This window comes from Enterobacter sp. R4-368 (genome assembly GCF_000410515.1).
GTDB lineage: Bacteria > Pseudomonadota > Gammaproteobacteria > Enterobacterales > Enterobacteriaceae > Kosakonia.
Map to the genome: position 1 here is coordinate 493,439 of NC_021500.1, position 22,354 is coordinate 515,792.

General features: G+C 54.1%; 20 protein-coding genes. 12 read left to right on the top strand and 8 right to left on the bottom strand.

Annotated features, from left to right (window positions below; all coding sequences use genetic code 11):
* The first annotated feature begins 14 nt into the window (after positions 1–14).
* Positions 15–401 (top strand): response regulator transcription factor, encoded by a 387-nt coding sequence (locus tag H650_RS02280; RefSeq protein ID WP_016496084.1) that lies wholly within the window; start codon positions 15–17, stop codon positions 399–401.
* Positions 398–5,941, top strand: a complete 5,544-nt coding sequence (locus tag H650_RS02285) for a trifunctional serine/threonine-protein kinase/ATP-binding protein/sensor histidine kinase (protein WP_016496085.1) — start codon at positions 398–400, stop codon at positions 5,939–5,941. Before H650_RS02280 ends, H650_RS02285 begins: the two co-directional genes overlap by 4 nt.
* Here the strand turns inward: H650_RS02285 and H650_RS02290 are convergent.
* Complete coding sequence (locus H650_RS02290) at positions 5,938–6,558, bottom strand: response regulator transcription factor (RefSeq protein WP_016496086.1); 621 nt, start codon at positions 6,556–6,558, stop codon at positions 5,938–5,940. The two genes, H650_RS02285 and H650_RS02290, sit on opposite strands and share 4 nt — an antisense overlap.
* Positions 6,559–6,905: 347 nt before the next feature.
* On the opposite strand from H650_RS02290, the gene H650_RS02295 reads away from it, so the two are divergent.
* The 4 genes from H650_RS02295 to H650_RS02305 all read left to right on the top strand — a co-directional run bounded on the left by H650_RS02295 (position 6,906) and on the right by H650_RS02305 (position 9,080).
* On the top strand, positions 6,906–7,388 hold the full coding sequence (locus H650_RS02295) for a GNAT family N-acetyltransferase (protein WP_016496087.1): 483 nt from the start codon (positions 6,906–6,908) through the stop codon (positions 7,386–7,388).
* A 153-nt stretch (positions 7,389–7,541) separates the two neighbouring features.
* Positions 7,542–7,715: a hypothetical protein gene (locus tag H650_RS25630; RefSeq protein WP_016496088.1), complete on the top strand. Its 174-nt coding sequence runs from the start codon at positions 7,542–7,544 to the stop codon at positions 7,713–7,715.
* 152 nt (positions 7,716–7,867) lie between these two features.
* Positions 7,868–8,410, top strand: coding sequence for an NUDIX domain-containing protein (locus tag H650_RS02300; protein WP_016496089.1), 543 nt, complete (start codon positions 7,868–7,870; stop codon positions 8,408–8,410).
* Positions 8,411–8,474: 64 nt separating this feature from the next.
* A complete protein-coding gene (locus H650_RS02305; RefSeq protein ID WP_016496090.1) occupies positions 8,475–9,080 on the top strand; it encodes a class I SAM-dependent DNA methyltransferase in 606 nt (201 codons plus the stop codon).
* Here the strand turns inward: H650_RS02305 and H650_RS02310 are convergent.
* Positions 9,077–10,486, bottom strand: coding sequence for an MFS transporter (locus H650_RS02310; protein WP_044489358.1), 1,410 nt, complete (start codon positions 10,484–10,486; stop codon positions 9,077–9,079). The genes H650_RS02305 and H650_RS02310 overlap by 4 nt on opposite strands.
* Before the next feature lie 129 nt (positions 10,487–10,615).
* On the opposite strand from H650_RS02310, the gene H650_RS02315 reads away from it, so the two are divergent.
* Positions 10,616–11,545 (top strand): LysR family transcriptional regulator, encoded by a 930-nt coding sequence (locus H650_RS02315; protein ID WP_044489649.1) that lies wholly within the window; start codon positions 10,616–10,618, stop codon positions 11,543–11,545.
* A 24-nt stretch (positions 11,546–11,569) separates the two neighbouring features.
* Entirely contained in the window at positions 11,570–11,953 is a 384-nt protein-coding gene (locus H650_RS02320; RefSeq protein WP_016496093.1) for a nuclear transport factor 2 family protein, read from the top strand.
* A gap of 561 nt (positions 11,954–12,514) precedes the next feature.
* On the opposite strand, the gene H650_RS02325 is transcribed toward H650_RS02320, so the two are convergent.
* Entirely contained in the window at positions 12,515–13,978 is a 1,464-nt protein-coding gene (locus tag H650_RS02325) for a pyridoxal phosphate-dependent decarboxylase family protein (protein WP_016496094.1), read from the bottom strand.
* Between the two features lie 17 nt (positions 13,979–13,995).
* Positions 13,996–15,381, bottom strand: coding sequence for a diaminobutyrate--2-oxoglutarate transaminase (locus H650_RS02330; RefSeq protein ID WP_016496095.1), 1,386 nt, complete (start codon positions 15,379–15,381; stop codon positions 13,996–13,998).
* A gap of 639 nt (positions 15,382–16,020) precedes the next feature.
* Here H650_RS02330 and lysC point away from each other — a divergent pair.
* The 4 genes from lysC to H650_RS02350 all read left to right on the top strand — a co-directional run bounded on the left by lysC (position 16,021) and on the right by H650_RS02350 (position 20,048).
* Positions 16,021–17,382 (top strand): lysine-sensitive aspartokinase 3, encoded by a 1,362-nt coding sequence (gene lysC / locus H650_RS02335; RefSeq protein WP_016496096.1) that lies wholly within the window; start codon positions 16,021–16,023, stop codon positions 17,380–17,382.
* Positions 17,383–17,646: 264 nt separating this feature from the next.
* A complete protein-coding gene (locus tag H650_RS02340; RefSeq protein WP_016496097.1) occupies positions 17,647–17,934 on the top strand; it encodes a VF530 family protein in 288 nt (95 codons plus the stop codon).
* Between the two features lie 7 nt (positions 17,935–17,941).
* Positions 17,942–19,240: a glycoside hydrolase family 10-like protein gene (locus tag H650_RS02345; RefSeq protein WP_044489360.1), complete on the top strand. Its 1,299-nt coding sequence runs from the start codon at positions 17,942–17,944 to the stop codon at positions 19,238–19,240.
* 73 nt (positions 19,241–19,313) lie between these two features.
* The gene (locus H650_RS02350) at positions 19,314–20,048 is read left to right on the top strand and encodes a hypothetical protein (protein ID WP_016496099.1); all 735 of its coding nucleotides are present in this window, start codon (positions 19,314–19,316) and stop codon (positions 20,046–20,048) included.
* 28 nt (positions 20,049–20,076) lie between these two features.
* On the opposite strand, the gene H650_RS02355 is transcribed toward H650_RS02350, so the two are convergent.
* From H650_RS02355 to yahO, 4 genes are all read right to left on the bottom strand, one after another.
* Positions 20,077–20,649, bottom strand: a complete 573-nt coding sequence (locus H650_RS02355) for an RNA polymerase sigma factor (protein ID WP_016496100.1) — start codon at positions 20,647–20,649, stop codon at positions 20,077–20,079.
* Positions 20,646–21,086: a hypothetical protein gene (locus H650_RS02360; RefSeq protein WP_016496101.1), complete on the bottom strand. Its 441-nt coding sequence runs from the start codon at positions 21,084–21,086 to the stop codon at positions 20,646–20,648. The genes H650_RS02355 and H650_RS02360 overlap by 4 nt, the downstream gene beginning before the upstream one ends.
* 240 nt (positions 21,087–21,326) lie before the next feature.
* The gene (locus H650_RS02365) at positions 21,327–21,713 is read right to left on the bottom strand and encodes a hypothetical protein (RefSeq protein WP_016496102.1); all 387 of its coding nucleotides are present in this window, start codon (positions 21,711–21,713) and stop codon (positions 21,327–21,329) included.
* Positions 21,714–21,841: 128 nt separating this feature from the next.
* Positions 21,842–22,171, bottom strand: a complete 330-nt coding sequence (gene yahO / locus H650_RS02370; protein ID WP_110093590.1) for a DUF1471 family periplasmic protein YahO — start codon at positions 22,169–22,171, stop codon at positions 21,842–21,844.
* Between the last annotated feature and the right edge of the window lie 183 nt (positions 22,172–22,354).

The window sequence follows — 22,354 nt, forward strand, 5'->3', positions numbered from 1 at the left end:
CCCCGAGGATAACCATGACGCACACCCTGCGTATTGCCATTGTTGATGATGAACCGTCCGTGCGTAGCGGGTTAAGCAATTTGCTGCAATCGGCGGGGTACGCCACGCTGACCTTCGCGTCCGCCGAGGCCTTCCTCAACGATGGTAGCGCGCAGCGGCAAACCGCACTGGTGATTGCCGATATTAAACTTAAAGGCATGAGCGGGGCGGCGCTGTACGAGAAACTGCAATGTAGCCCGTGCCCGCCGCCGCTGATATTTATTTCCGGTCACGACGATGAAACCTGGCAACGGTTCGCGGGGCAACCCGGTGCCGTTGCTTTTTTGCATAAACCGATCGATATCGACATGCTGCTTGATCATATTTCGCGCACGCTGGCGGGAGGTGAAGAGACACCATGACCGGAAACGCAAAATCTCCCCCCTGGCCGCCGATGCTGGCCGAAAACCAACCGTTTACGCTGCAGGATGATGCTATCTACACGCCGCTGGCGCAGGAGGGCGGCATTGTCTGGATGAATGCCCACTACCCGTGGGCGAGTGATGCGTTTATTCTCGCCACGGCGGTAAGCGACGATGCCGAGCCGCGCGCCAGCCAGTTGCTGAACAACGAATTAGCGCTGCGCCAGCAGCTAGATAGCCGTTGGGCGGTAAAACCGGTGGCCAGCACGCAGTATCACGGCCGCGTTGCGCTGGTTTACCCTACATTTGCCTTTAAACCGCTCACCCGCATGATCACCCAGCCGATGGCGTGTATCGCCAGCTGGCTTGAACTGACCCTGCGCATCTGCACGCCGCTGCGCCAGATGCACCAGAGCAACCTGATCCATGGCGATATTAAACCCGGCAATATTTTTCTCACCGATGAAGGCTGCCGGTTGGGCGGGTTTGGACTGACGACCAGTACCGTCGGGGAACCGGCGCAGAACTGGCTGCCGCTCTCCGGCGGTACGCTGGCCTATATGTCACCGGAGCACACCACGCGCACCCACCACGCCGTGGACAACCGCAGCGATCTCTACAGTCTGGGGATTGTCTTTTATGAGCTGTTGACCGGCACATTGCCGTTCGATCTCAGCGAAGGCGGGCAGGCGGAATGGGTGTTGCACCACATCGCCTCTGAACCTTCGCCGCCGCATAGCCTGCGCGACGGGGTGCCGGAGATGCTCTCCACCATTGTGCTGAAGCTGCTGGCAAAGTCGCCGGAAAAACGTTACCAGACGGTCGATGGGTTGATGGCGGATTTGCGCCGCTGCCAGGCGACATTAACGCCCGATGGCGAGATAGCCGCCTTTACGCCAGGTCTGCAGGATCGCTCACCGGCGCTGCATTTTGCTAACACATTGTATCGCGCCCATCCGCAGGCCAAATCGCTGGCAGACGCGCTGGACGCGGTTGTGCAAAGCGGTACGCAAACGCTGGTCACCATCAGCGGTCCTGTCGGGATGGGGAAATCGTCGCTGATGGCCTCGTCGTTAAAGGCCTTTCAGAGTCGCCCGTCGCTTATCGCGCTCGGGAAGGTGGAACAAAACTCGTCGATTCTGCCGCTGGGTGTGCTGACGGCCGCTTTCCGCTCGCTGGCGCTGCATTTACTGGGGTTACCCGCTGAGGAAGTGGCGCGCTGGAAGACGCGGCTCAGCAGTGCGCTCACCGGTTATGAAGCGCTGGCGGTGAGCCTCGCGCCGGAGCTGGGTCTGCTGATTAACAGTAAACCCGTGCTGTTTGTCGACACTTTGTCACTCGATTCACGCGCGCGCTTCAACCACATGGTGCTGCGGCTGGTGAATGTCTTTGCCACTCCGGGTTGCCCGCTGATTATCCTTATCGATAACCTGCACTGGATCGATGACGCCAGCCTGCATTTACTGGAATACCTGTTACAGCACAGCCATGCCTTGCCGCTGCTGATGGTGGTTTCACACCGCGACGTAGCCTCGTTAGACGATCCGGCTTTTGCCACCGCGCTGGCCCGCTTGCGTAGCGCCGCCAGCCGGGTAATTGAGTGTGTGCCGCAACCGCGTTCGGCGAAAGCAATCTCGCGCTGGCTGGCGACCGTTTTTCAGACGCGCCCGGCATCCACCCTTGAGCTGGCAAAACTGATCCATGAAAAAACCGGCGGCAATCCGCTGTTCGTCCATGAGTTCTTTAAGCGCATTACCGAAGACGGTCTGGTGAGCCATAACAGTTACCAGGGCAAATGGCAGTATGACCTGGCGGCGATTAGCACCCGCTACCACCGCGAAAACGTCCCCGATTTGCTGCTCCAGCAGCTGGCGCAAATGCCGCCTGAAACGCGCATCCTGCTCGGGAGCATGGCCTGTCTTGGCAGCGCGGGGGATATCACGTTAATAAGCCGTGTGCTGAACCTTTCTGCCAGCGAGGTGCATTACCGTCTGCATCCTGCGCTTACGGTACAACTGGTCACGCTTAACGCCGCCGCGTACACCTTTACCCATGAGCGCATTCACGAAGCGGCCTGCGCGCTGCTGGAACCTGCATATTGCCGCCAGTTGCATCTGGCCACGGCCACGCTTCTGGCGCAAACGGCAGCCGAAGCCCCGGGCAATGAGCTGCTGTTTCGCGCAATTCACCACATTAATGCCGCGGCCGACGACATTTTGCCGCCGCAACGCCAGCACTTCAGTGAACTTAGCCTGCTTGCCGCCAGACGGGCAAAACATACCGGCGACTACACGTCGGCCCTGAGCTATTTACATCTCGCGCAGTGGCTTCGCACCGGGACAGGGCATGACTTTGCGCTGTCGCTGGAGGAGACCGCCTGTGAGTTTTTGCTCGGTAACCTGTCAACCGCGCGCGGACTGTGCGAACGGTTACTGGCCTCGCCTGGCGGGCTCACGGAAAAAGCGCAGGCCGCGACATTGCTGGCAGAAGTGCATATTCGCCAGTCCGGTTATCAGCTGGCGCTGGAAACAACGCTCTGTTGGTTGACCGTGTTTGGCATTCACCTCAGCCGTTATCCTGACGATGCAGCCTGTGATCACGCGTGGCAGGAGATGCATGCGCGTGTTGGAGATAATCCCGCGCATCTGTTTACTGCGCTGCCGCGCATGAATCATCAGGAAACCGACGCGCTGATGAACCTGCTGGCGAGCGCCAGTTTGTATGCCAGCTTTAATTGCCCGCGCCTGCATTTCCTGTTGCTGTGCCAAATGCTACAACTGACGCTCGAACGTGGGCTGACCGGCGCATCCACCTCGGCACTGGCCTGGTTTGGTGTACTGCTCGGTGAACGCTATGAAGAGTATGAACTGGGCTACCGTTACAGCGTTCTGGCGCAGGAGCTGGTGACGCGCCACGGTTTACATGAATTTGCCGCGAAAGCCCTGGTGCCGCTCGGGCGTAGCTGTGTCTGGACACAACCGCTATCACGAAGCGTGGAATGCGCTAACGCCTGCTTTACCGCGGCCGTTGCGCATGGCGATCTGACCATTGCCTGTTTTGCCGCTTTTCGCCAGGTGATCAACGCCATGAGTCGCGGCGATCACCTCGACACGGTATTAGGCCATATCGATCGCGGTCTGGCTTTTATTCGTGAAACCCAGTATTCGGACATGGATCACCTGCTGCTGTTACAACGTCACTTTGTCGAGTATCTGCGACAGCCGGATAGCATGTTAAGCGGCAAAGCGATCCTCCCCCGATCGCTGCTGCCCCCGACGCCGCCTGCCACCATGCTGTTCTGGTTCTGGCTCTATCGCGGAATGGCGCACTTTTTCACCGGGGCCTGTTCCCGCGCGGAATCGTGTCTGAAAGAGGCGGGGAAACATGCCTGGTCCGCACCGGGGCATATCAGTCTGCTGGATTATCACCTTTACAGCGCACTTGCGCTGTCGATGCAGTTAACGCCAGAGACGTTTTCCGCTGAGCACCGCCTGCGGCTGAACCAGCACTACAATAAAATCGCCCGCTGGGCGCGCGTCAATCCGGGAACCTTCAGCGATAAAGAAGCGCTGGTTTACGCAGAAATCGTACGCCTAGACGGCATGAACAGCATCGCGCTCGAACAGTATGAGAAGGCGATTACGCTGTCCCGCGAAGCCGGTTTTAACCCCAGCAATGCGCTGGCGCATGAACTGGCGGGGCGTTTTGCGCTCTCCTGTGGATACCAGACCGCAGCCGACGCGTATTTTCGCGGCGCGATGGCCGCCTGGGGACGCGTCGGGGCGCAGGCCAAAGTCCGCCATTTGCAGCAGGAGCATCCCCATCTTTTCACGCCCGTGGAAAGTACCCCCTATGACACCATCTCCTTTGCGCAGAACGATGAAATCCGCGATCTGCAAAGTATCATCAAAGCCTCCCGCGCCTTATCAGAGGAGATCAACCTCGAACGGTTGATTCAGATCCTGATGACCATGTTGCTGGAGCGTGCCGGTGCGCAGCGCGGCTTACTGATTCGCGTACTTGATGACAACATTCCGGAAATCGAAGCCAGCGCACACACCAGTAAAGAGGGCGTACTGGTGCGGGTGATCAAAGAGATGCCGCTGGCGACAGATATGCCGTTATCGGTGCTGGCGGCCGTGATCCGCACCGGACAAGAGATCCGCACCGGCCGGCCGGAAGAGTACAGCCCGTTTAGCCAGGATCCGTATCTTGTCTCTTCCGGGGCGGCGGTAATGTGTGTGCCAATGTTCAAACAGGCGCGGCTGGTGGGAGTGTTATATCTGGAAAACCGCCTGATGCCGGAGATGTTTACCGCAGGCCAGTCTCGCGTCGTGAACCTGCTTGGCGCACATGCTGCGGTGTCGCTGGAGACCGCGCGGCTGTATGCCAAGCTGGTGGAAGAGAACATGCAGCGTCGGCGCGTCGAAAAGGAGCTGCGCGCCAGCCAGACCTCGCTGATGCTGGGCGAACAAATCAGCCACACCGGAACCTGGCGCTGGGAGCTGGAACAGGATTTGATGCATATGTCGGATGAGTATGCGCGCATCCTCGGGCTGGACGAGAAGCGCAAACTGATCTCCATGGCCGAGTTTTTAACCTTTGTTCACCCGGACGATCATCCGCATATCAGCGCGCTGGTCACCCGCAGTGTCGCGCAGGGGCTCACCATGCAGGCGGAGTTTCGCATTATCCGCACCGATGGCGAGTGCCGGTATATCCTCGGCATCGGCGATCCGGTCTCTTCCGGTGATGAGGTGCATGAATATTTTGGCACCATTACCGATATTACCGCCCAGCGGCAGAGCGAAGATGCCGCGCGCGTCGCTCAGGCCGAGCTGGCGCGGGTGTCGCGCGCCACCACCGTCGGGCAGTTAACCTCATCGATTGCCCATGAAATTAACCAGCCGCTAATGTCGATTGTCTCTAACGCCGGTGCCAGCCTGCGCTGGCTTAATCGCTCACCGATCCCGGTCGATAATGTGCGCGTTGGTCTGGAGGAGATTATCAGCGAAGGGCAGCGCGCCGGAGAGGTGATCCGTAGCCTGCAATCGCTGACGCGCAGGCAGGAGCCGGTGTTCGAGCGTATCGATCTGCATTTCTTACTGCGCCATATCATGACGCTTTCCCGCAGCGAGCTGGCGCGGCGGCAGATCGCTGTTGAGTATGCCCTTGATGCGCATAACAGCTTTATTTATGGCGATAGCGTACAGATCCAGCAGGTGCTGCTTAACCTGGTGATGAATGCCGTTGAAGCAATGGCGGATATCGACTCGCGCCCGCGCGTGTTAACGCTTTCAACGCTGACACAGAACCCGCAAGAGGTGATTTGCCAGATTGCGGATACCGGAAGCGGGATGAGTGCAGAAGTGCAGGGGCGGCTGTTTGAGTCGTTCTATACCACCAAAGCGCAGGGCATGGGCATGGGATTGACCATCAGTTATGCCATTATTGAGCGGCATAAAGGCAAGCTAACGGCGAAGTCGAGGCTACCATTCGGCAGCGTGTTTGCCTTTACCTTGCCGGTGTCCGCGGATTAGCGGCTGCGGGATTTGGCGATATGCAGGTGACTTGCGGCATGCACCAGATCCGCCAGCGAGCGGGCCTGCATTTTATCCATCACCCGGCGGCGATGGACTTTTACGGTAATTTCGCTGACACCCAATTCCGCCGCAATCTGCTTATTAAGCAAGCCACTGATCGCCAGCTCAAAAACTTCCTGCTCACGCGGCGTCAGGGATAAGTGGCGCTGCTTGAGGGCAAAATTTTCCTGTTGTTGCTCGAAATCTTGCGCCGCCACCGTCAGCGCGTCCGCGACCGCCGACAGCAGGCGTTCGGACTCTACCGGCTTCGTTAAGAACTCACGCGCCCCGGCTTTCATTGCCCGTACGGTCAGCGGAATGGTGCCATAACCGGTCAGAAAGATTATCGGCAATTCGCGTCCGCGATCTTTTAACGCGCTGGCGACATCGAAACCGTCCGCGACCGGCATATTCAAATCCAGAATCAAACAAGAGGGTACGGAAACCAGCGGGTGAGTGAGAAAAGATTCCGCAGAGGCGAAATCAATGGCGCGGTAACCTTCTGCTGCCAGTAGCCGGACAATTGATCGTCTGACGGCATTATCATCATCGACAACATATACGAGAGGTTCCATTATCTATCAGCCTCGGTAGGGCGCATGCCAGAAAGCAGGCCGTAAGCTATGCAGGCAGATACTGATAACATAAAAATTAACTGGATGAAATAACTGATCTTTTCCTTATATGCTGTAGGCTTTTTGTGCCAGCGCGTGAAGAATATACGCCCGGTAAAAGGGGCAACGTTTAGCGCATTACTTTCGAATGAAATTTGTTATAAATCACTGAATGTTGCATGTATTTTAACCGCTTGTTAATTTATATATCGTACCGTTAACCCTCCGCAAGGGCGCTTCGTTGACGGTGAATGGGAGCAAAAATAAGAATAATCTTAGGCTGAGTAGTGGCATTTAGGGGAAGGAATATGGCGATCAGACGGGCACAGCCTGAAGAAGCAGAAGTTATTTGGCACATCCGTAACCAGGCTATCCGCCACGGTTGCAAAGGCGTTTATGAGGACAAGGTTATCGCCGCCTGGACTCCGGATAAAATGCCGGAAAGCCAGCGTACGATGATTGCCAATAACCCTTTTTATGTGGCAACCACGGCAAATGACCAGCCGGTCGCCACGGGTTTTCTCGATCTCGCCAACGCCAGCGTGGAGGCCATTTTCACGTTGCCGGAGTGGGAAGGAAAGGGGCTGGCGACGCAGATAATTGCAGCCATTAAACAGGAAGCGGCGCAGCGCGGTTTGCTGCACATCACGCTGGCATCAACGCCCAACGCCTGTGGTTTCTATCAAAAGCAGGGGTTTGTCATAGTGCGGGAAAGTATTTATCCCTCTGCGCTGGCGCGTGCGGAATTACGCTGTATTGAAATGGAATATAATTTCCCTGTTAATAAATAAAGAGCATTTATTCACAGAATGGATTAATGAGGAGAAAATTCCTATTAAAATAAATAACTTAATTAACATCCCATCATAAAACATCTCCTATAATAATAAGGCTGCGCTATCGCGTGGCTTTATTTCATGATTCAACACAGAAAGGGACTTTTTATGAAAATACGTGCCTTACTTTCCATTTTATTATTTGGTTTATCAATGAATGTCTTCGCCGCCAGCCAGACGGAGTGTGAAGTGAACGGCGAAATAGACTGGAACTGCATGTGCCAGATCTTGTGCCAGGCGGGCGAGGGCGGCGCAGCCTGTAATTGCGATGGCGTGCCATAAGCCGACATTGCAAAGGGGATATTAATGTTAATATCCCCTCTGTTTCTCCACCGCCGATTTCTCTGAAACCTATTCCAGCGCCAAATAGATCCCCCCGCTTACGCTATTCACATGTTACTCTTCACGCCTGAGGCCAAACAGGGAGAGCCGTGATGTCGGCGATTAAAACACTTGCCACAACCGAAGTGTACCGCAACAAATGGATGCGTCTGCGCGAAGACAAAATCCTGCGGGCAGATGGGAACGAAGGTATTTACTCCGTTGTTGAGAAAGCTGATTTTGTCGTGATTATCGCCCGCGAAGGTGACAGCCTGTATGTGGTTGAGCAGTTCCGCTATCCGCTGGGTAAGCACACTATTGAACTGCCGCAAGGCGCCTGGGAATGCGCGCCGCATGCGGATCCGCTGCATGTGGCGGCCGGTGAACTGCGCGAGGAAACCGGGCTGGTGGCAGGAAAGATACGTCATGTCGGGTATCAGAAGCTGGCGCAAGGCTACTCCAGCCAGGGTTACCATATTTTTCTTGCTGAAGCGTTGGTGCATCAGCAGCAGGAACTGGATCCTGAAGAGTTTGGTCTGACGACGCGCAAAATTACCCTGAAAGAATTTGAGACGTTGATGTGTGAAGGAAAGATCAGCGATGCAACGTCCGTCACCGCGTATTTGCTGGCAAAGCTCAAAGGCATGCTGCAATAGCGCGGGCATTTTGCTTCTCATCACAACCGTATGCGCCGGGTCCCTGGCTTAACGCGAGATCAACATGAACAGCGCCGCACAACATATTCTTTCTATCTATCAACGTCACGCCCGGACATTTGCTGAGCAGCGCTCAAAGGCGCTTTTCGAAAAAGGCTGGCTGGAAAAATTCGCCAGTCTGCTGCCGGATGCAGGCAACATTGTCGATGTCGGGTGCGGTAACGGGCAGCCGATTGCGGGCTGGTTTATCCGCCAGGGTTTTCAACTCACCGGCGTTGATGGCGCAAGCGCAATGCTGGACCGCGCGCGCCAGCAGTTTCCCGCTCAGCGCTGGATCCAGCAGGATATGCGCAACCTGTCGCTCGGTGAAACCTTCGATGGGCTGCTGGCCTGGGACAGCTTTTTTCACCTGACGCATGAGGATCAACGCAACATGTTCGATCGTTTTGCCGAACATAGCCATGTGGGCAGCGCGTTAATGTTCACCAGCGGAACCGATCACGGGATCGCAATGGGGCAGTTTGCCGGTGAACCGTTGTTCCATGCCAGTCTCGCACCTGACGAATACCGCGCGTTATTAGCAAATCACGGTTTCGAGGTTATCGGGATGGTTCAGGAAGATCCGCACTGCGCCGGGCATACCGTATGGCTGGCGCAACGCGTTCGCTAAAGCGGCGGTGAAGATATTTGCCGGATGCGGCTCAGGCTAAAGAGGATCGCCAGAAGTGTTGCCGCAGCGGCCAGCCCTAAGCCAAGCCGGACCGCAAAAGCCTCCTGCTCCACATTGCCGGAAGGGGCATAGAGCGAAAGTATCCCACCCAGCAGCGCCGCGCCAAGACACTGGCCGAACGTGCGCATAATCGCCAGCACGCCGGACGCGTAACCACTGTGCTCCCTTGAGGCGTTCGCCATCATCTCTTTATTGTTCGGGCTCTGGAAACAACCGAAGCCAATACCACAGATCAGGCTGCGCAGGCTGATATCCCACACCGGCGGATCATGCGGTAATCGCGCCAGCAAAATTAACCCCACCGCGAAAAGGCACAGACCAACGGTGGCAATCAACGAAGGTGCGTAGCGGTCGGCAAGCCGTCCGGCATGGGGCGCAACCAGCATGATGCCAACAGGCCAGGCGGTAAACAGCAACGCCGACGTCAGCGCGCTGTAACCATATACGCTCTGAAACAGAAACGGCAGGGCGACGAACGTCATTCCCTGGCTGATAAAAGAGGCCAGCGATGTCAGTGCCGCCAGCGAAAAACGCGGCGAGGCAAAAAGCGTCAGCGGCATCAGCGGCTGCAGTGCCTGGCGCTGACGCAATACAAACAATGCCCCGGCAGCCAGACCAACAAGCCCATAACTCAACGCGGTAAGCCCTGATCCGGAACGGGAAATGGCGCTTGATGCCATTACCATCGCGCCCAGCATAAGAGCGGAAAGCAGCGCCCCCGGCGTATCGAAGGGCCCGCGCAACGCGGAGGTTGCAGTCGGGATCACCCGTAATGTGAAGAGCAGGGCGATGATGCCCAGCGGAAGGTTAATGGCGAATAACCATTGCCAGCTCAACGTTGCCAGCAGCGTGCCGCCCAGTACCGGCGCGATAGCGGTAATGGAGGCGATTAACAGCGCGTTCATTCCGAGGATGCGCCCCAGTAATCGATTGGGAAAGACCGAGCGCAAAATCGCCGGTGCAATGCTGAGTGTTGCCGCCCCACCAATCCCTTGCAAGATACGCATCGCGACCAGCGTCTCCAGCGATTGCGCCAGTGCGCAGCCCAGCGAGGCCAGCGTGAAGAGCCCCAGACCGGCGGCGAATAATCGGCGAAAGCCAATATGTGCCGCTAACGCAGCAAAGATTGCCAGCGTCATGGCGGCGGAGAGCAGATAGCCATTCGCTACCCAAACAGCTTCCGCGGCGGTTACATCTAACGCCCGCGCAATTTGCGGCAAGGCGATATTCACCATCGAGCCATCAAACACCGCCATTGTGGTGCTGGTCATCACCGCAACCATGGCCATCAACCGCTCGCGTCCGGGCAATCCTTCATCACCGGGTTTATCCAAAAATAGTGTCATAAACAACCTCTGCTGATTTTGTGCTTGCGGTAACTATAATTTCGCGGGATATATGGCGGAAGGCGCAGCATTTGCATTAATACGTTGCAGCAAACGCCATATCTGAACCATCTGTTGTGGACGAAAACGATGAGTGAACCCGATCTGAATTTGTTATTTGCCCTGGATGTGCTGATCGCCGAGCGCAGTGTGGCGGCGGCAGCGCGGCGGCTTGGTCTGAGCGCTTCAGCGATGAGCCGGACACTTAGCCGTCTGCGGGAAACCACCGGCGACCCGCTATTAGTGCGCGCCGGGCGCAATATGGTGCTGACGCCGTATGCAGAAACGCTTCAGACACGCACACAGAACGCCGTTTTCGAGGCGCGGGCGTTGCTGCGACCCGCGCAACCCGAGCTTAATATTGCCTCGCTACAGCAGATGTTTACCCTGCGCGCCAACGATGGTTTTGTTGAAGCGTTTGGCCCAACGCTGATTGCGGAAATGGCGGCTGTCGCGCCAGGCGTGATGCTGCGGTTTACGCCAAAGCCAGAGAAGGGCTCCAGTGCCTTGCGGGAAGGACGGGTCGATCTGGAAATTGGCGTGCTGAGCGAAATGGGGCCAGAAATTCGCGTGCAGGCGCTGTTCAGAGACCGTTTTGTCGGCGTCGTCAGGGATACGCATCCACTGGCGCAACTTAATGAAGTGATGATCAACGAGTATGTCGCCTGGGGCCATGTCGTGGCGTCGCGTCGGGGGTTAACAAGCGGTCCGGTTGATGAAGGGCTGGCAGAGCAGGGCGTGCGCAGGAAAATCGCCGCTGTGGTGCCGGGTTTTCCTGCGGCGTTAGCCGTGGCGCGTGCGTCCGATCTTATCGCGCTTATCCCGGCCTCTTTTCTTCTCAGTCCTGCGGCCAGGCAGGGAGTGGCAATGTTTGAGCTGCCGGTAAAAACGCGCACCATTACCGTATCTCAATTGTGGCATCCACGTTCAGAAGTCGATCCCGCGCATCGCTGGCTGCGCCAGTTTATGCTGGGAGTGTGCAGGCGATTAGTGCATAGCGATGCATTCAAAAATGTGTGATGCAAACAGGCCGGGAGAAAGACGATGAACAAAGAAGATGCGTTACTGGCGATATTGGTAAGATATGAACAGCAGCTTCATGATCCTGACATTCGCTGCCAGCCCGAAATTGTCGAAAGGCTTTTACATCATGATTTTTTTGAGGTTGGCCGATCCGGTAAACGATACAGCAGAGAACAAGTGATTGCTGCACTGGCAAATGAGGACGCTAAGCCGATCGCGTCAGATGATTTTGCATTGTCGATGCACAACAACGGTTATGCATTGTTGACGTATCGAAGTTTTATCCTCGACGGACAAGGCCAGATGACGAAGCAAACATTGCGGACATCGTTGTGGGAGGCGTGTAAAACAATGCCAGGTCGATGGCAGATGCGCTTTCATCAGGGGACGCCCATGGCGGAATGAATGCTGTAACAGCGTAAGCACTAAGGCAAGAAAAACAGAGATAAATGACCACGGCAATGATGATGGCAAACCGATGGATTCTATTTAATATCACTTTAGTGCGCATAATGTATATTATGTTAAATGAAGTATAACCAGATAACCCACGGCCAAGGCCAGTCTTGCCTGAGCTATAGGTTCCACTACACTCACCTCTTTTTGCTGCGCACTGTCGATTCGCGACCTTCACCTTACATAGGTCTGGTTTTGCCCGGCGCTTAGTCGTAATGAGTTTTGTGGTTTGAAAACAACACCGTTGTCAGCAGCGCTGCATCTCCTTGCGTCCTGGATTTACTGCCTGTTTGTTCACTCCCGGTACCTGCTTCAGAACAACGAAAAGTGCTGCGCAATTTGCCAGCCGATCGAAAGCCCAACAACGCAGGCCATGTGACATTATTTCCAGGGAGCCCGACCCGGCTGCGCCCGACGAAGAGTGACACGCAGAGACGTTTTGCAGACAATAAAAAAGCCGACAACATCGCTGCTGTCGGCTTTTTTTTACTTACGAGGCGAATCAGGCAATCAGGCGTTCTGTAACTGCTGACCACAGGCAACCACACTTGCCAGCAGAACTTTGACGTCCTCCAGACAAACGGTCGGGTTCAGCAATGTCAGCTTCAGGCAGGTCACCCCGTCCGCTTCCGTTACACCAACGTTGGCGCTCCCGGAGGCCAACAGTGCATCGCCGATACGCTGGTTCAGCAACGCAACGCTTGCCGTATCACCCTTTTCCGGGCGGAAACGGAACAATACGCTAGCCAGTTGCGGCTGCATCACCAGTTCCAGCTGTGGCTGTTCGGCAACAAACTGCGCCACCTGCTGCGCCAGCGTTACGCCGTTGTCAATAATTTCGGCGTACTGCTTTTTACCCAGCGCTTCAAGCCCCATCCACAGCTTCAGCGCATCGAAACGGCGCGTTGTCTGTAAGGATTTCGACACCAGGTTTGGTACGCCCTGCTCTTCGTCAAAGTCAGAGTTCAGGTAGGCTGCCTGGTAACGCATCAACTGATAATGGCGCGCATCTTTCAGCAGGAACGCGCCACAGCTTATGGTCTGGAAGAATTGCTTATGGAAATCCAGCGTCACGGAATCCGCCAGTTCAAGGCCATTGAGGAAATGGCGATACTTCTCAGAGAGCAGCAACGCGCCGCCCCAGGCCGCATCAACGTGAACCCAAATCTGCTGTTCAGCGGCCAGCGCGGCGATGTCCGCTAACGGATCAATAGCGCCCGCATCGGTGGTGCCGGCGGTAGCAACAATCGCCATTACCTGCTCACCGTTGGCTTTCGCCTCGGCCAGTTTCTGCGCCAGATCGTTAACATCCATGCGCGAAAACGCATCCGTTTTCACCAGCGTCACGGACTGGTAACCCAGCCCCATCAGCGCCATGTTCTTCTGCACCGAAAAGTGTGCATTTTCAGAACATAACACTTTAATTTTGCTGAGGTTACCGGTTAAGCCGTGCTGCTGAACAGAGTGACCCTGGCGTGCAAAAAAGGCATCGCGCGCCAGCATCAAGCCCATCAGATTGCTCTGCGTGCCGCCGCTGGTAAACACACCCGCGTCACCGGCCGGATAACCCACCTGTGCGCGCAACCATTCGATGAGTTTCATCTCGATGATGGTTGCCGACGGGCTCTGATCCCACGAATCCATGCTCTGGTTTGTGGCGTTGATCAGCACTTCCGCCGCCTGGCTAATCACCAGGCTCGGGCAGTGGAGATGCGCCACGCACTGCGGGTGATGCACGGACAAGCTGTCTTTAAGGAAATACTCAACGGCGCGCTCAATAGCGGCCTGGTTGCCCAGGCCCTGAGACGTGAATTCTAAATTGATGCGCTCACGTAATTCCGCGACAGTCTTGCCCTGATACATTTCAGGTTGCTTGAGCCACTGCACCACAGCTTGCGTGCTCTGCTCAATGGCTTCCTGATAGGCAGCAATACTCTGCGCGGAACCCGAGAGAATCGGATTTAAATCAGACATTCGCTCACTTACTCCGATTAAACAGGCTTCACGCCAGCGCTCAGCAGCGCGTTTTCAAATTTATCGAGGAAAATTTCCAGCTCAGCATTGCTGATAAGCAGCGAAGGCAGCAGGCGCAGTACGCAACCGCCACGGCCGCCGCGCTCCAGGATCAGACCTGATTCGAAGCATTTTTTCTGCAACAGTGCAGAAAGCTCACCGTCTGCCGGGTAGCAACCCATGTGATCCTGCGCTTCGTGCGGCTTAACGATCTCAATACCGATCATCAGGCCCAGGCCGCGAACGTGACCGATAACCGGGAAACGTTTTTGCATTTCAGCCAGTTTGCCTTTCAGCCATTCGCCCTGCTCTGCCACTTTATCGGCAATGCGATCTTCTTTGAGGATCTTCAGCGTAGTGAGGCCTGTTGCCATCGCCAGCTGGTTGCCACGGAAGGTACCGGTATGGTGGCCCGGCGCCCAGGCGTCGAACTGTTTTTTGATACCCAGTACCGCCAGCGGCAAACCGCCACCGACCGCTTTGGACATCACAATGATGTCCGGCTCAATACCGGCGTGTTCGAAGGCGAACAGTTTGCCAGTACGGGCGAAACCAGCCTGCACTTCGTCCAGGATCAACATAATGCCGTGTTCCTGGGTCACTTTACGGATGCGCTGCAGCCACTCGATTGGCGCCGGGTTCACGCCGCCTTCGCCCTGCACCGCTTCCAGGATCACAGCAGCCGGTTTACGCACGCCGCTTTCAACGTCGTTGATCAGGTTTTCGAAGTAGTAAGTCAGCGCTTTGACACCGGCTTCACCACCGATACCCAGCGGGCAACGATACTGGTGCGGATAAGGCATAAACTGCACTTCCGGCATCATGCCGTTTACCGCTTCCTTCGGCGACAGGTTGCCCGTCACGGAAAGCGCGCCGTGCGTCATGCCGTGGTAACCGCCAGAGAAGCTGATAATCCCGGAACGACCGGTCACTTTTTTCGCCAGCTTCAGCGCCGCTTCCACGGCGTCCGCGCCGGAAGGCCCGGTGAATTGCAGGCAATATTCTTTGCCCTGACCCGGCAGCAAAGAGAGCAGATATTCTGAAAACTCATCTTTTAACGGCGTGGTCAGGTCGAGCGTATGTAACGGTAAGCCACTGGTAATGACACTTTGGATGCTTTGAATCACATCAGGATGATTATGGCCCAGCGCCAGAGTACCGGCGCCTGCAAGGCAGTCAAGGTATTGATTATTCTCAACATCAGTGATCCAGACGCCCTGCGCTTTGGCAATCGCTAACGGCAATTTACGCGGATAGCTTCTGACATTGGATTCAAATTCGGCCTGTCTTGCTAAAAAGGTCTCATTGCTTTGCGGGAATGATTTAGCACTCAAAGAATCAATACGGACTTTATCCGTCATCATATCTCTCCTACAACCTGGGTTGATTTAACACCGGGTTGAATAAGGGTTTAAGGGGGCTTGTAAAAAACGCGGCTAATATATGTGTTTTCAGCAGCGGACTCAATCTTTTATTTTGTCAGGCTATTTATGTCATTTTCTTTAAAAATCAATGACAAAAAATATTTATGCGTGGGGATTGTTCAGCATGAATTGTAACCAATTCTGTTACAAGAATATTCCAGGCAGCATCGGAAACAATGCCATGATAAGCCTCGCTTTTTAATATTTGTGCTCTTTTTATGTTATTAGAACGTTATTTAAGCCAAACTCCGCCAGCAAGCACTGAATAAATCATGATATTTTCCATTGGTTTATTGCAAATGTTGAGGAAAATATCGATTCAGCGAGTTAAATCACTTACTATGCCCCGCGATAAAAACCCTGAGGCGAAAAAAAGGAAGCATCTATTTAATCATTAATGCGTATCACACCCGGTAACTCGTGAGAGGCAATACAGGTTATCGACAACGGGAGCAGAATCCTGGGTTGTAAAAAGAAATGTTCGCGGGCGGACATTTCGTAAGGCGAAGCACGCTTCCCTTATGCCGAGAATGAAAATTTTCATGCCATAAAATTATGGCGCCCTGATATGAGATTGTTATGACTCGCATTTATCCACACACCATCGTTGCCAAATTTGGCGGAACCAGTGTCGCCGATTTTGACGCGATGAGCCGCAGCGCCACCATTGTCCTTGCTGATAAAGACGTTCGTCTGGTTGTTTTATCTGCCTCCGCTGGCGTCACCAACCTGTTAGTTGAACTTTCAGGCGGTCTGGAAAGCAGCGTTCGACAAGATAAAATCGACACCCTGCGCACCCTGCAATACAACATTATTTCTCGCCTGAAACAGCCAGAAGCCATCGGCCAGGAGATCGACCGCCTGCTCGATAATATCAGCCATCTTGCGGCCATGGCCGTTGATTCCCGGTCAGACGCGCTGTGCGATGAACTGGTGAGCCACGGGGAGCTGATGTCTTCCCTGCTGTTTGTGGAGGTTCTGCGCGAACGCGACGTGGAAACGCAGTGGTTTGACGCGCGCAAAGTGATTCGCACGAACGACACGTTCGGCTGCGCGGTACCTGTTATAAGCGAGATTGCAGAACGGGTGGAAAAGTATTTGCGCCCGCGCATTGCGCAGTCGCTGGTGATCACGCAAGGCTTTATTGGCAGCGACGCGGCGGGGCAAACCACCACGCTCGGCCGTGGCGGCAGTGATTACACCGCTTCATTGCTGGCGGAAGCGTTGCAGGCAGCGCGAGTGGATATCTGGACCGATGTCGCCGGGATTTATACAACCGATCCCAGAATCGTTGCCCGGGCAAAACGCATTGATACGCTCTCATTCTCTGAAGCCAGTGAAATGGCGACCTTCGGCGCGAAAGTGCTGCATCCGGCAACACTGTTGCCCGCGATGCGTAAAAATATTCCGGTCTTTGTCGGTTCAAGCGCCCAGCCGCGCGCGGGCGGAACGCTGGTCTGCCGTGACACGCACGAACCGCCGCGTTACCGTGCGCTGGCCGTTCGTCGCCAGCAAACGCTGTTAAAGTTATCCAGCATTGATGCGCAGCCGGCACACCGCTTTTTAGCCGAGATGTTCAACATTTTGTCGCGTCATGATGTGGCGATGGATCTGGTGACAACTTCGGAAGCCAGCATTGCGCTTATCCTCAACTCCACCGGCTCTACGTCCGGTGAAGCGGACACGCTGACTACCGCGCTGCTTACCGAACTGTCATCGCACTGCCATGTCGAAATCGAGACCGGTCTGGCGTTAGTCTCGCTTATTGGTAACACGCTCTCGCAGGCTCCGGCGGTATGCAAAGAGGTGTTCGCCGAACTGGAAAACCATTCCGTGCGGATGATTTGCCACGGTGCCTCCAGCCATAATCTTTGCTTCCTGCTCCCCGCAGAATGCGCTGACAGCGCCGTGAAAACGTTACACCGTAACTTGCTAGAATAACGGCGGTTAACGCGCCCCGCACGCGGGAAACGCTCAGTGCTGGCAGCGCGTCTGCCAGCACTTACCTCAAGAGCAATCACCCGCCACTTTCTCCTTTTTCCACTGATACCGTCACGCTGAGAGTCCGCCTTACTCAAGGTGACCGGAACGCAGAAAGTCGCCCTTGCCTGTCTGGACGGTAACGTTTAGCGGCGCAAAGCCCGTGACGCTCAGCGTGCTTTCTTGTAACCTTCCGCAAAACTTTTCCCGAAAACCGGACTTCACATGGCCGCTCATATTTCAAAAGATCCTTTGCACAGCGTGACGCTTGAAATGCAGGTTAACGCGCTGGTTGCCCGCTACGGTTGGCTCGAACTCGGCAAACGCATCAATATTAATTGCTTTAAAAACGATCCAAGCGTTAAATCCAGTTTGAAATTTTTGCGACGCACGCCCTGGGCGCGCGCGGAAGTTGAGGCGCTGTATCTCGAATCGCTGGAAGAGCACGCCCCGGCCAAATCAGACGAACCAGCGTTTAACCCGTGGACCCGCGGTCGAACGCCTAAGAGCTAATTTTCAGATGTCACTACAAAAGTCAGGCGTGCTTATTGCCACTGCGCTTTTACTCGCCAGTTGCGCCTCGAAAGCGCCGAAATCACTCGTCACACCGTTGCCGCCGGTGGCCAAACAACCACTCGCAACAACGCCTGCAAAAAATACACAACCCGTACGCGGTATCTGGCTGGCGACCGTGTCACGTCTCGACTGGCCGCCGGTAAATTCGGTCAACATGAGTGCTGCGTTGCGCATTAGCCAGCAGCAAGAGGCGCTGAGAAACAAGCTGGATAAGCTAAAAAGCCTTGGCATCAATACCGTTTTTTTCCAGGTCAAACCCGATGGCACCGCGTTATGGCCGTCAAAGATTTTACCCTGGTCAGATATGCTGACCGGCACGATTGGGCAGGATCCGGGTTACGATCCGCTGCAGTTTATTCTCGATGAAGCGCACAAGCGCGGCATGAAAGTGCACGCCTGGTTTAACCCCTACCGCGTTTCGGTTAATACCAAACCGTCGACCACCGCGGAACTCAACCGTACCTTATCCCTGCATCCGGCCAGCATTTTCGTGCTCCATCGTGACTGGATCCGCACGGCAGGCGACCGTTTTGTGCTCGATCCCGGCATTCCGGAAGTGCGCGACTGGATAACCAGCATCGTTGCAGAAGTGGTGGCGCACTACCCGGTCGATGGTGTGCAGTTTGACGACTACTTCTACTCTGAAACCCCCGGTTCTGCGCTGAATGACAGCCAGACTTACCGGCAATATGGCCAGGCGTTCAATTCAAAAGCAGACTGGCGGCGCAACAATACGCAGCAGTTGATTGAGCAGGTTTCACGCACCATCCGACAACTCAATCCCAATGTCGAATTCGGCGTGAGCCCGGCGGGAGTCTGGCGTAACCGCTCATTTGACGCCGCCGGTTCCGATACGCGTGGTGCCGCGGCGTATGACGAATCGTTCGCCGACACGCGCCGCTGGGTGCAACAAGGGTTACTGGATTACATTGCCCCGCAAATCTACTGGCCATTCGCGCGCGATGCGGCGCGTTACGATGTGCTGGCAAAATGGTGGGCGGATGTCGTGAAACCGACAAAAACACGCCTCTACATCGGCGTGGCGCTGTATAAGGTGGGGGAATATTCGAAGAATGAGCCCGACTGGACCGTCAACGGCGGCGTGCCTGAGCTGAAAAAACAGCTCGATTTAAACGAATCGCTGCCGCAGATTAACGGCACGATTTTGTTCCGCGAAAGTTATCTGGAACAGCCGCAAACCCAGCAGGCAGTGAATTATTTGAAGAGCCGCTGGGGTGGTTAAGCAGGAATCAACCAGGACATGCGTAATGACACATGTCCTGCCAGTGATAATTAATAAAAAAAGGAATGGAGCTGTGAAATCAAAATTAGCGCATCTGGACAATATTATTTTTTATACGCTTTGTGCTGCACCGTTGCTGCTATTGATTATTCTGGGATGTAAACTGCTTGCTTTGGTTTATAACTATTCAAGCCCGGACTTTGGCTCATGGCCGGACTGGTTAAGCTGGATTACAAATCTGTTCATTGCTTTTATTACGATTGTTGTTGCCAGAAATGCAAAAGATTTCTTTAGTGAAAGAATACATGCGGAAGGGTTCAATCGCGCATCAATTTTGATGGATAACATTGATGTTGTTTATAAAAAGCACAACTCTCTTTCGTTAAAAGTTCTTTTAGATGTTCGTAGGCTTGCTGGTTCTACACAAACTGACGATCCTTATCGAGTGCATTATCAAAAAGTGATTGAAAGCGCAGAAAATTCACTTGAGGAAATCACTGCGCTTTATGCTGATATTGCCAATATAAAAACAAGCATGGATCTATTGAGCCGCTGGTCTCTGGCAAGCAATCAAGAAGAAATTTTCAATTCTTTTATTAATGCATTTACCGAAAGTCTTGGGTTCATGTATGAAATTGCACACTATATTTCTTATATTGATTACCCTGATGACACCATAAGCCCTAAAGAATATATAGAGCGAATAGAACGTCATCAGCATATTAAAGATGATTTAGCTATTATTTATCGCCGTTTTGCCACCACACCATTAAATACGTTGTTTGGTATCACGGAAAAAAGGAAGTAAAAGCGGGTGGTTTCCAGCTGTCGCAACCTCAAATATCGTCAGTCAGCGCATCATAAACACTGCGCAGCCTGCTGCGCAGATAGCGCACCGCTTTGTGTTTACGGGATAACAGCGCCTGCATACTGACGCCCGTCTCCTCCACCAGCGCCTTATAACTCAAACCTTCAAGCTCGGTCTTTTCGAACACCTCGCGCTGGGCGGGCGGAAGCTCCGCCAGCGCGCTTTCAAGCTCTTGCCATAACAGTTCGCGCAGATACTCCTCTTCCGGCGTTTGCGGCACGCCAAACAGCGTTTCCGCCAGCTCATCTTCCGCAAAATCGCCCTCATCATCATCGCCGTTGAAAAAACCGGACAATGGCAGCTCACGTTTTTTACGCGCTCTGTCAGTCATTTCATTACGCGCGGCGCGAAACAACCAGGCGGCAACATTTTCCACCGGGTGTTCCACATTCATCAGCTGGTAAGTCACTTCCTGCAAAATGTCGTCGGCGTCATCGCGCACTGCCGTGCGCCCACGAATAAACGCTTTCAGGCGTGAGCGACAGGCATTCAGCACGTTAACCAGCAAAGACTCGCCGTCCGTGGTTTTCACCGTGCTCACTCAGCGTCCGGTTTTTTGGCGCTGCTATCGTCAGGCTGATGGCGGTCATCTGCCCTTTCATCCCAGCGTCCACGCCAGCCGCAGCGATCGCGGCGACCAAACCCTTCGCGGCGCTGCTGGATAAAGGCTTCACGCTGCTCCGGCGTCATTTGCATCCAGCGTTCGTGCATACGCCGACGCGCCATACCAAACATTCCCCCGTGGAATCCCAGCCCGCCAAAAAGAATGCGGCTCAGCACTAACAGCCCCAGCGCCTGCCAGAAACCAATGCTTTTCACGCCAAGAATGGCCGGTAGCAGCGCGTTCCACAACGACATCACCAGCAACCCTAACGCGATGAATACCACCACGCCAATAATCAGCGGTTTCACCATGCGGTGCCGACCAAAGCCGTGACGGTGTCCGTGTCTGTGCTCATGCATATCAAAATCTCTCATCTTTTTTCTACTCCATCAGGTTAGTGAATAATTGCTTGTGATGAAGTAGACGGATGAGCGGTAAAAATATTGCCAGGGAAATGCAAATAAATTCCGCCGCAGCGCAATAAGCAAACAACCTATTGAAAAATAATGATTTAATTTATCTCAACCGCAAACCGATGGGGATCCTTGACGTCATGTTTCTGAAAGTACTCAGGTTAAGACGCGGCACCGGAAGCGGGCGGGATACAGGCAGCCTCAGAAGATCCTCAATACGAATACCGGCTGTTCGATATCCCCGATAAGTCGCTGACGCAACATGTCGACGAATATAATCCCGGAGTTCGGCCCTTTCGGCGTCAGCGTCATGGCGCGGGTTTGCAGGTTATTACAGTTCGCCCAGTTAATGATCGGCGGATTTGGCCGGCTGGTATTTTGCCCGACATAAAAACTCTGCCCCGGTTCAACCTTAATAAACCAGTCAAAGCTGCCGCCAGACGCGCGGGTCCAGCCGTCAACCGTACAGGTTATCGGAGATGATGAGGTATTTTTAAGGATTAACTGACCTGCAAACACGCCAGAGCTGGCAGAGAAAAATAATACGATGGCAAAGACACGCATCGTCATTCGTGAGATGACGCCCATACACACTCCTCTATTACTGCGGTAGAAAAACAAAAACAGATGCGCAGGTATATTTACCCTGCGCACCAATATATTTCGTTAAAAAGAAGAATTAATTTAAAACCTAACTGACGCGATATTCGATATATTCAGACCGGGCTGTTTCGCAAATAAAAAACCTCCCGCGCGGGAGGCTTTGGTAGTTTATTTTTTCTTGTAAACGTCAGCCGTTGCGTGAATTTTTTCCTTGTTTGATCGGAGGTGACGACATACACATCGCCGCCCTTTTCATCCGCCAGTTTGCTCAGCGCATGGCGGGCATCCATGGGTGACATCTCGTCGGATGTGGCAATCTCGCCAACCTTTTCATATTGAGAAGAAACTTTATCAAATTCTGCTTTTTCCATTAATTTGGCGGCCCAGGCATTACTCGCCAGTAATGTTAACGCGCTAATAATCACTAAACTTTTTTTGTTCATCAGGCATTCTCCGGATTGATTTGAGATGGCTGTAAATAACAGAAAAGCACAGTCGATCATTTACTCTTTAACGGTAGACCAAGCCAACAATAATTCAATGTCATTAATTAATCGGTTATTTAATCAACATATTAAGCTGAATAAAAAGTGAAACGTGCATATGAAATGTCATATATAATGGCG

Excerpts from the sequence above, each read along its gene's own strand:
- H650_RS02280 (WP_016496084.1), top strand. The coding sequence starts at position 15 with ATGACGCACACCCTGCGTATTGCCATTGTTGATGATGAACCGTCCGTG.
- H650_RS02285 (WP_016496085.1), top strand. The coding sequence starts at position 398 with ATGACCGGAAACGCAAAATCTCCCCCCTGGCCGCCGATGCTGGCCGAA.
- H650_RS02290 (WP_016496086.1), bottom strand. The coding sequence starts at position 6,558 with ATGGAACCTCTCGTATATGTTGTCGATGATGATAATGCCGTCAGACGA.
- H650_RS02295 (WP_016496087.1), top strand. The coding sequence starts at position 6,906 with ATGGCGATCAGACGGGCACAGCCTGAAGAAGCAGAAGTTATTTGGCAC.
- H650_RS25630 (WP_016496088.1), top strand. The coding sequence starts at position 7,542 with ATGAAAATACGTGCCTTACTTTCCATTTTATTATTTGGTTTATCAATG.
- H650_RS02300 (WP_016496089.1), top strand. The coding sequence starts at position 7,868 with ATGTCGGCGATTAAAACACTTGCCACAACCGAAGTGTACCGCAACAAA.
- H650_RS02305 (WP_016496090.1), top strand. The coding sequence starts at position 8,475 with ATGAACAGCGCCGCACAACATATTCTTTCTATCTATCAACGTCACGCC.
- H650_RS02310 (WP_044489358.1), bottom strand. The coding sequence starts at position 10,486 with ATGACACTATTTTTGGATAAACCCGGTGATGAAGGATTGCCCGGACGC.
- H650_RS02315 (WP_044489649.1), top strand. The coding sequence starts at position 10,616 with ATGAGTGAACCCGATCTGAATTTGTTATTTGCCCTGGATGTGCTGATC.
- H650_RS02320 (WP_016496093.1), top strand. The coding sequence starts at position 11,570 with ATGAACAAAGAAGATGCGTTACTGGCGATATTGGTAAGATATGAACAG.
- H650_RS02325 (WP_016496094.1), bottom strand. The coding sequence starts at position 13,978 with ATGTCTGATTTAAATCCGATTCTCTCGGGTTCCGCGCAGAGTATTGCT.
- H650_RS02330 (WP_016496095.1), bottom strand. The coding sequence starts at position 15,381 with ATGATGACGGATAAAGTCCGTATTGATTCTTTGAGTGCTAAATCATTC.
- lysC (WP_016496096.1), top strand. The coding sequence starts at position 16,021 with ATGACTCGCATTTATCCACACACCATCGTTGCCAAATTTGGCGGAACC.
- H650_RS02340 (WP_016496097.1), top strand. The coding sequence starts at position 17,647 with ATGGCCGCTCATATTTCAAAAGATCCTTTGCACAGCGTGACGCTTGAA.
- H650_RS02345 (WP_044489360.1), top strand. The coding sequence starts at position 17,942 with ATGTCACTACAAAAGTCAGGCGTGCTTATTGCCACTGCGCTTTTACTC.
- H650_RS02360 (WP_016496101.1), bottom strand. The coding sequence starts at position 21,086 with ATGAGAGATTTTGATATGCATGAGCACAGACACGGACACCGTCACGGC.
- H650_RS02365 (WP_016496102.1), bottom strand. The coding sequence starts at position 21,713 with ATGGGCGTCATCTCACGAATGACGATGCGTGTCTTTGCCATCGTATTA.
- yahO (WP_110093590.1), bottom strand. The coding sequence starts at position 22,171 with ATGAACAAAAAAAGTTTAGTGATTATTAGCGCGTTAACATTACTGGCG.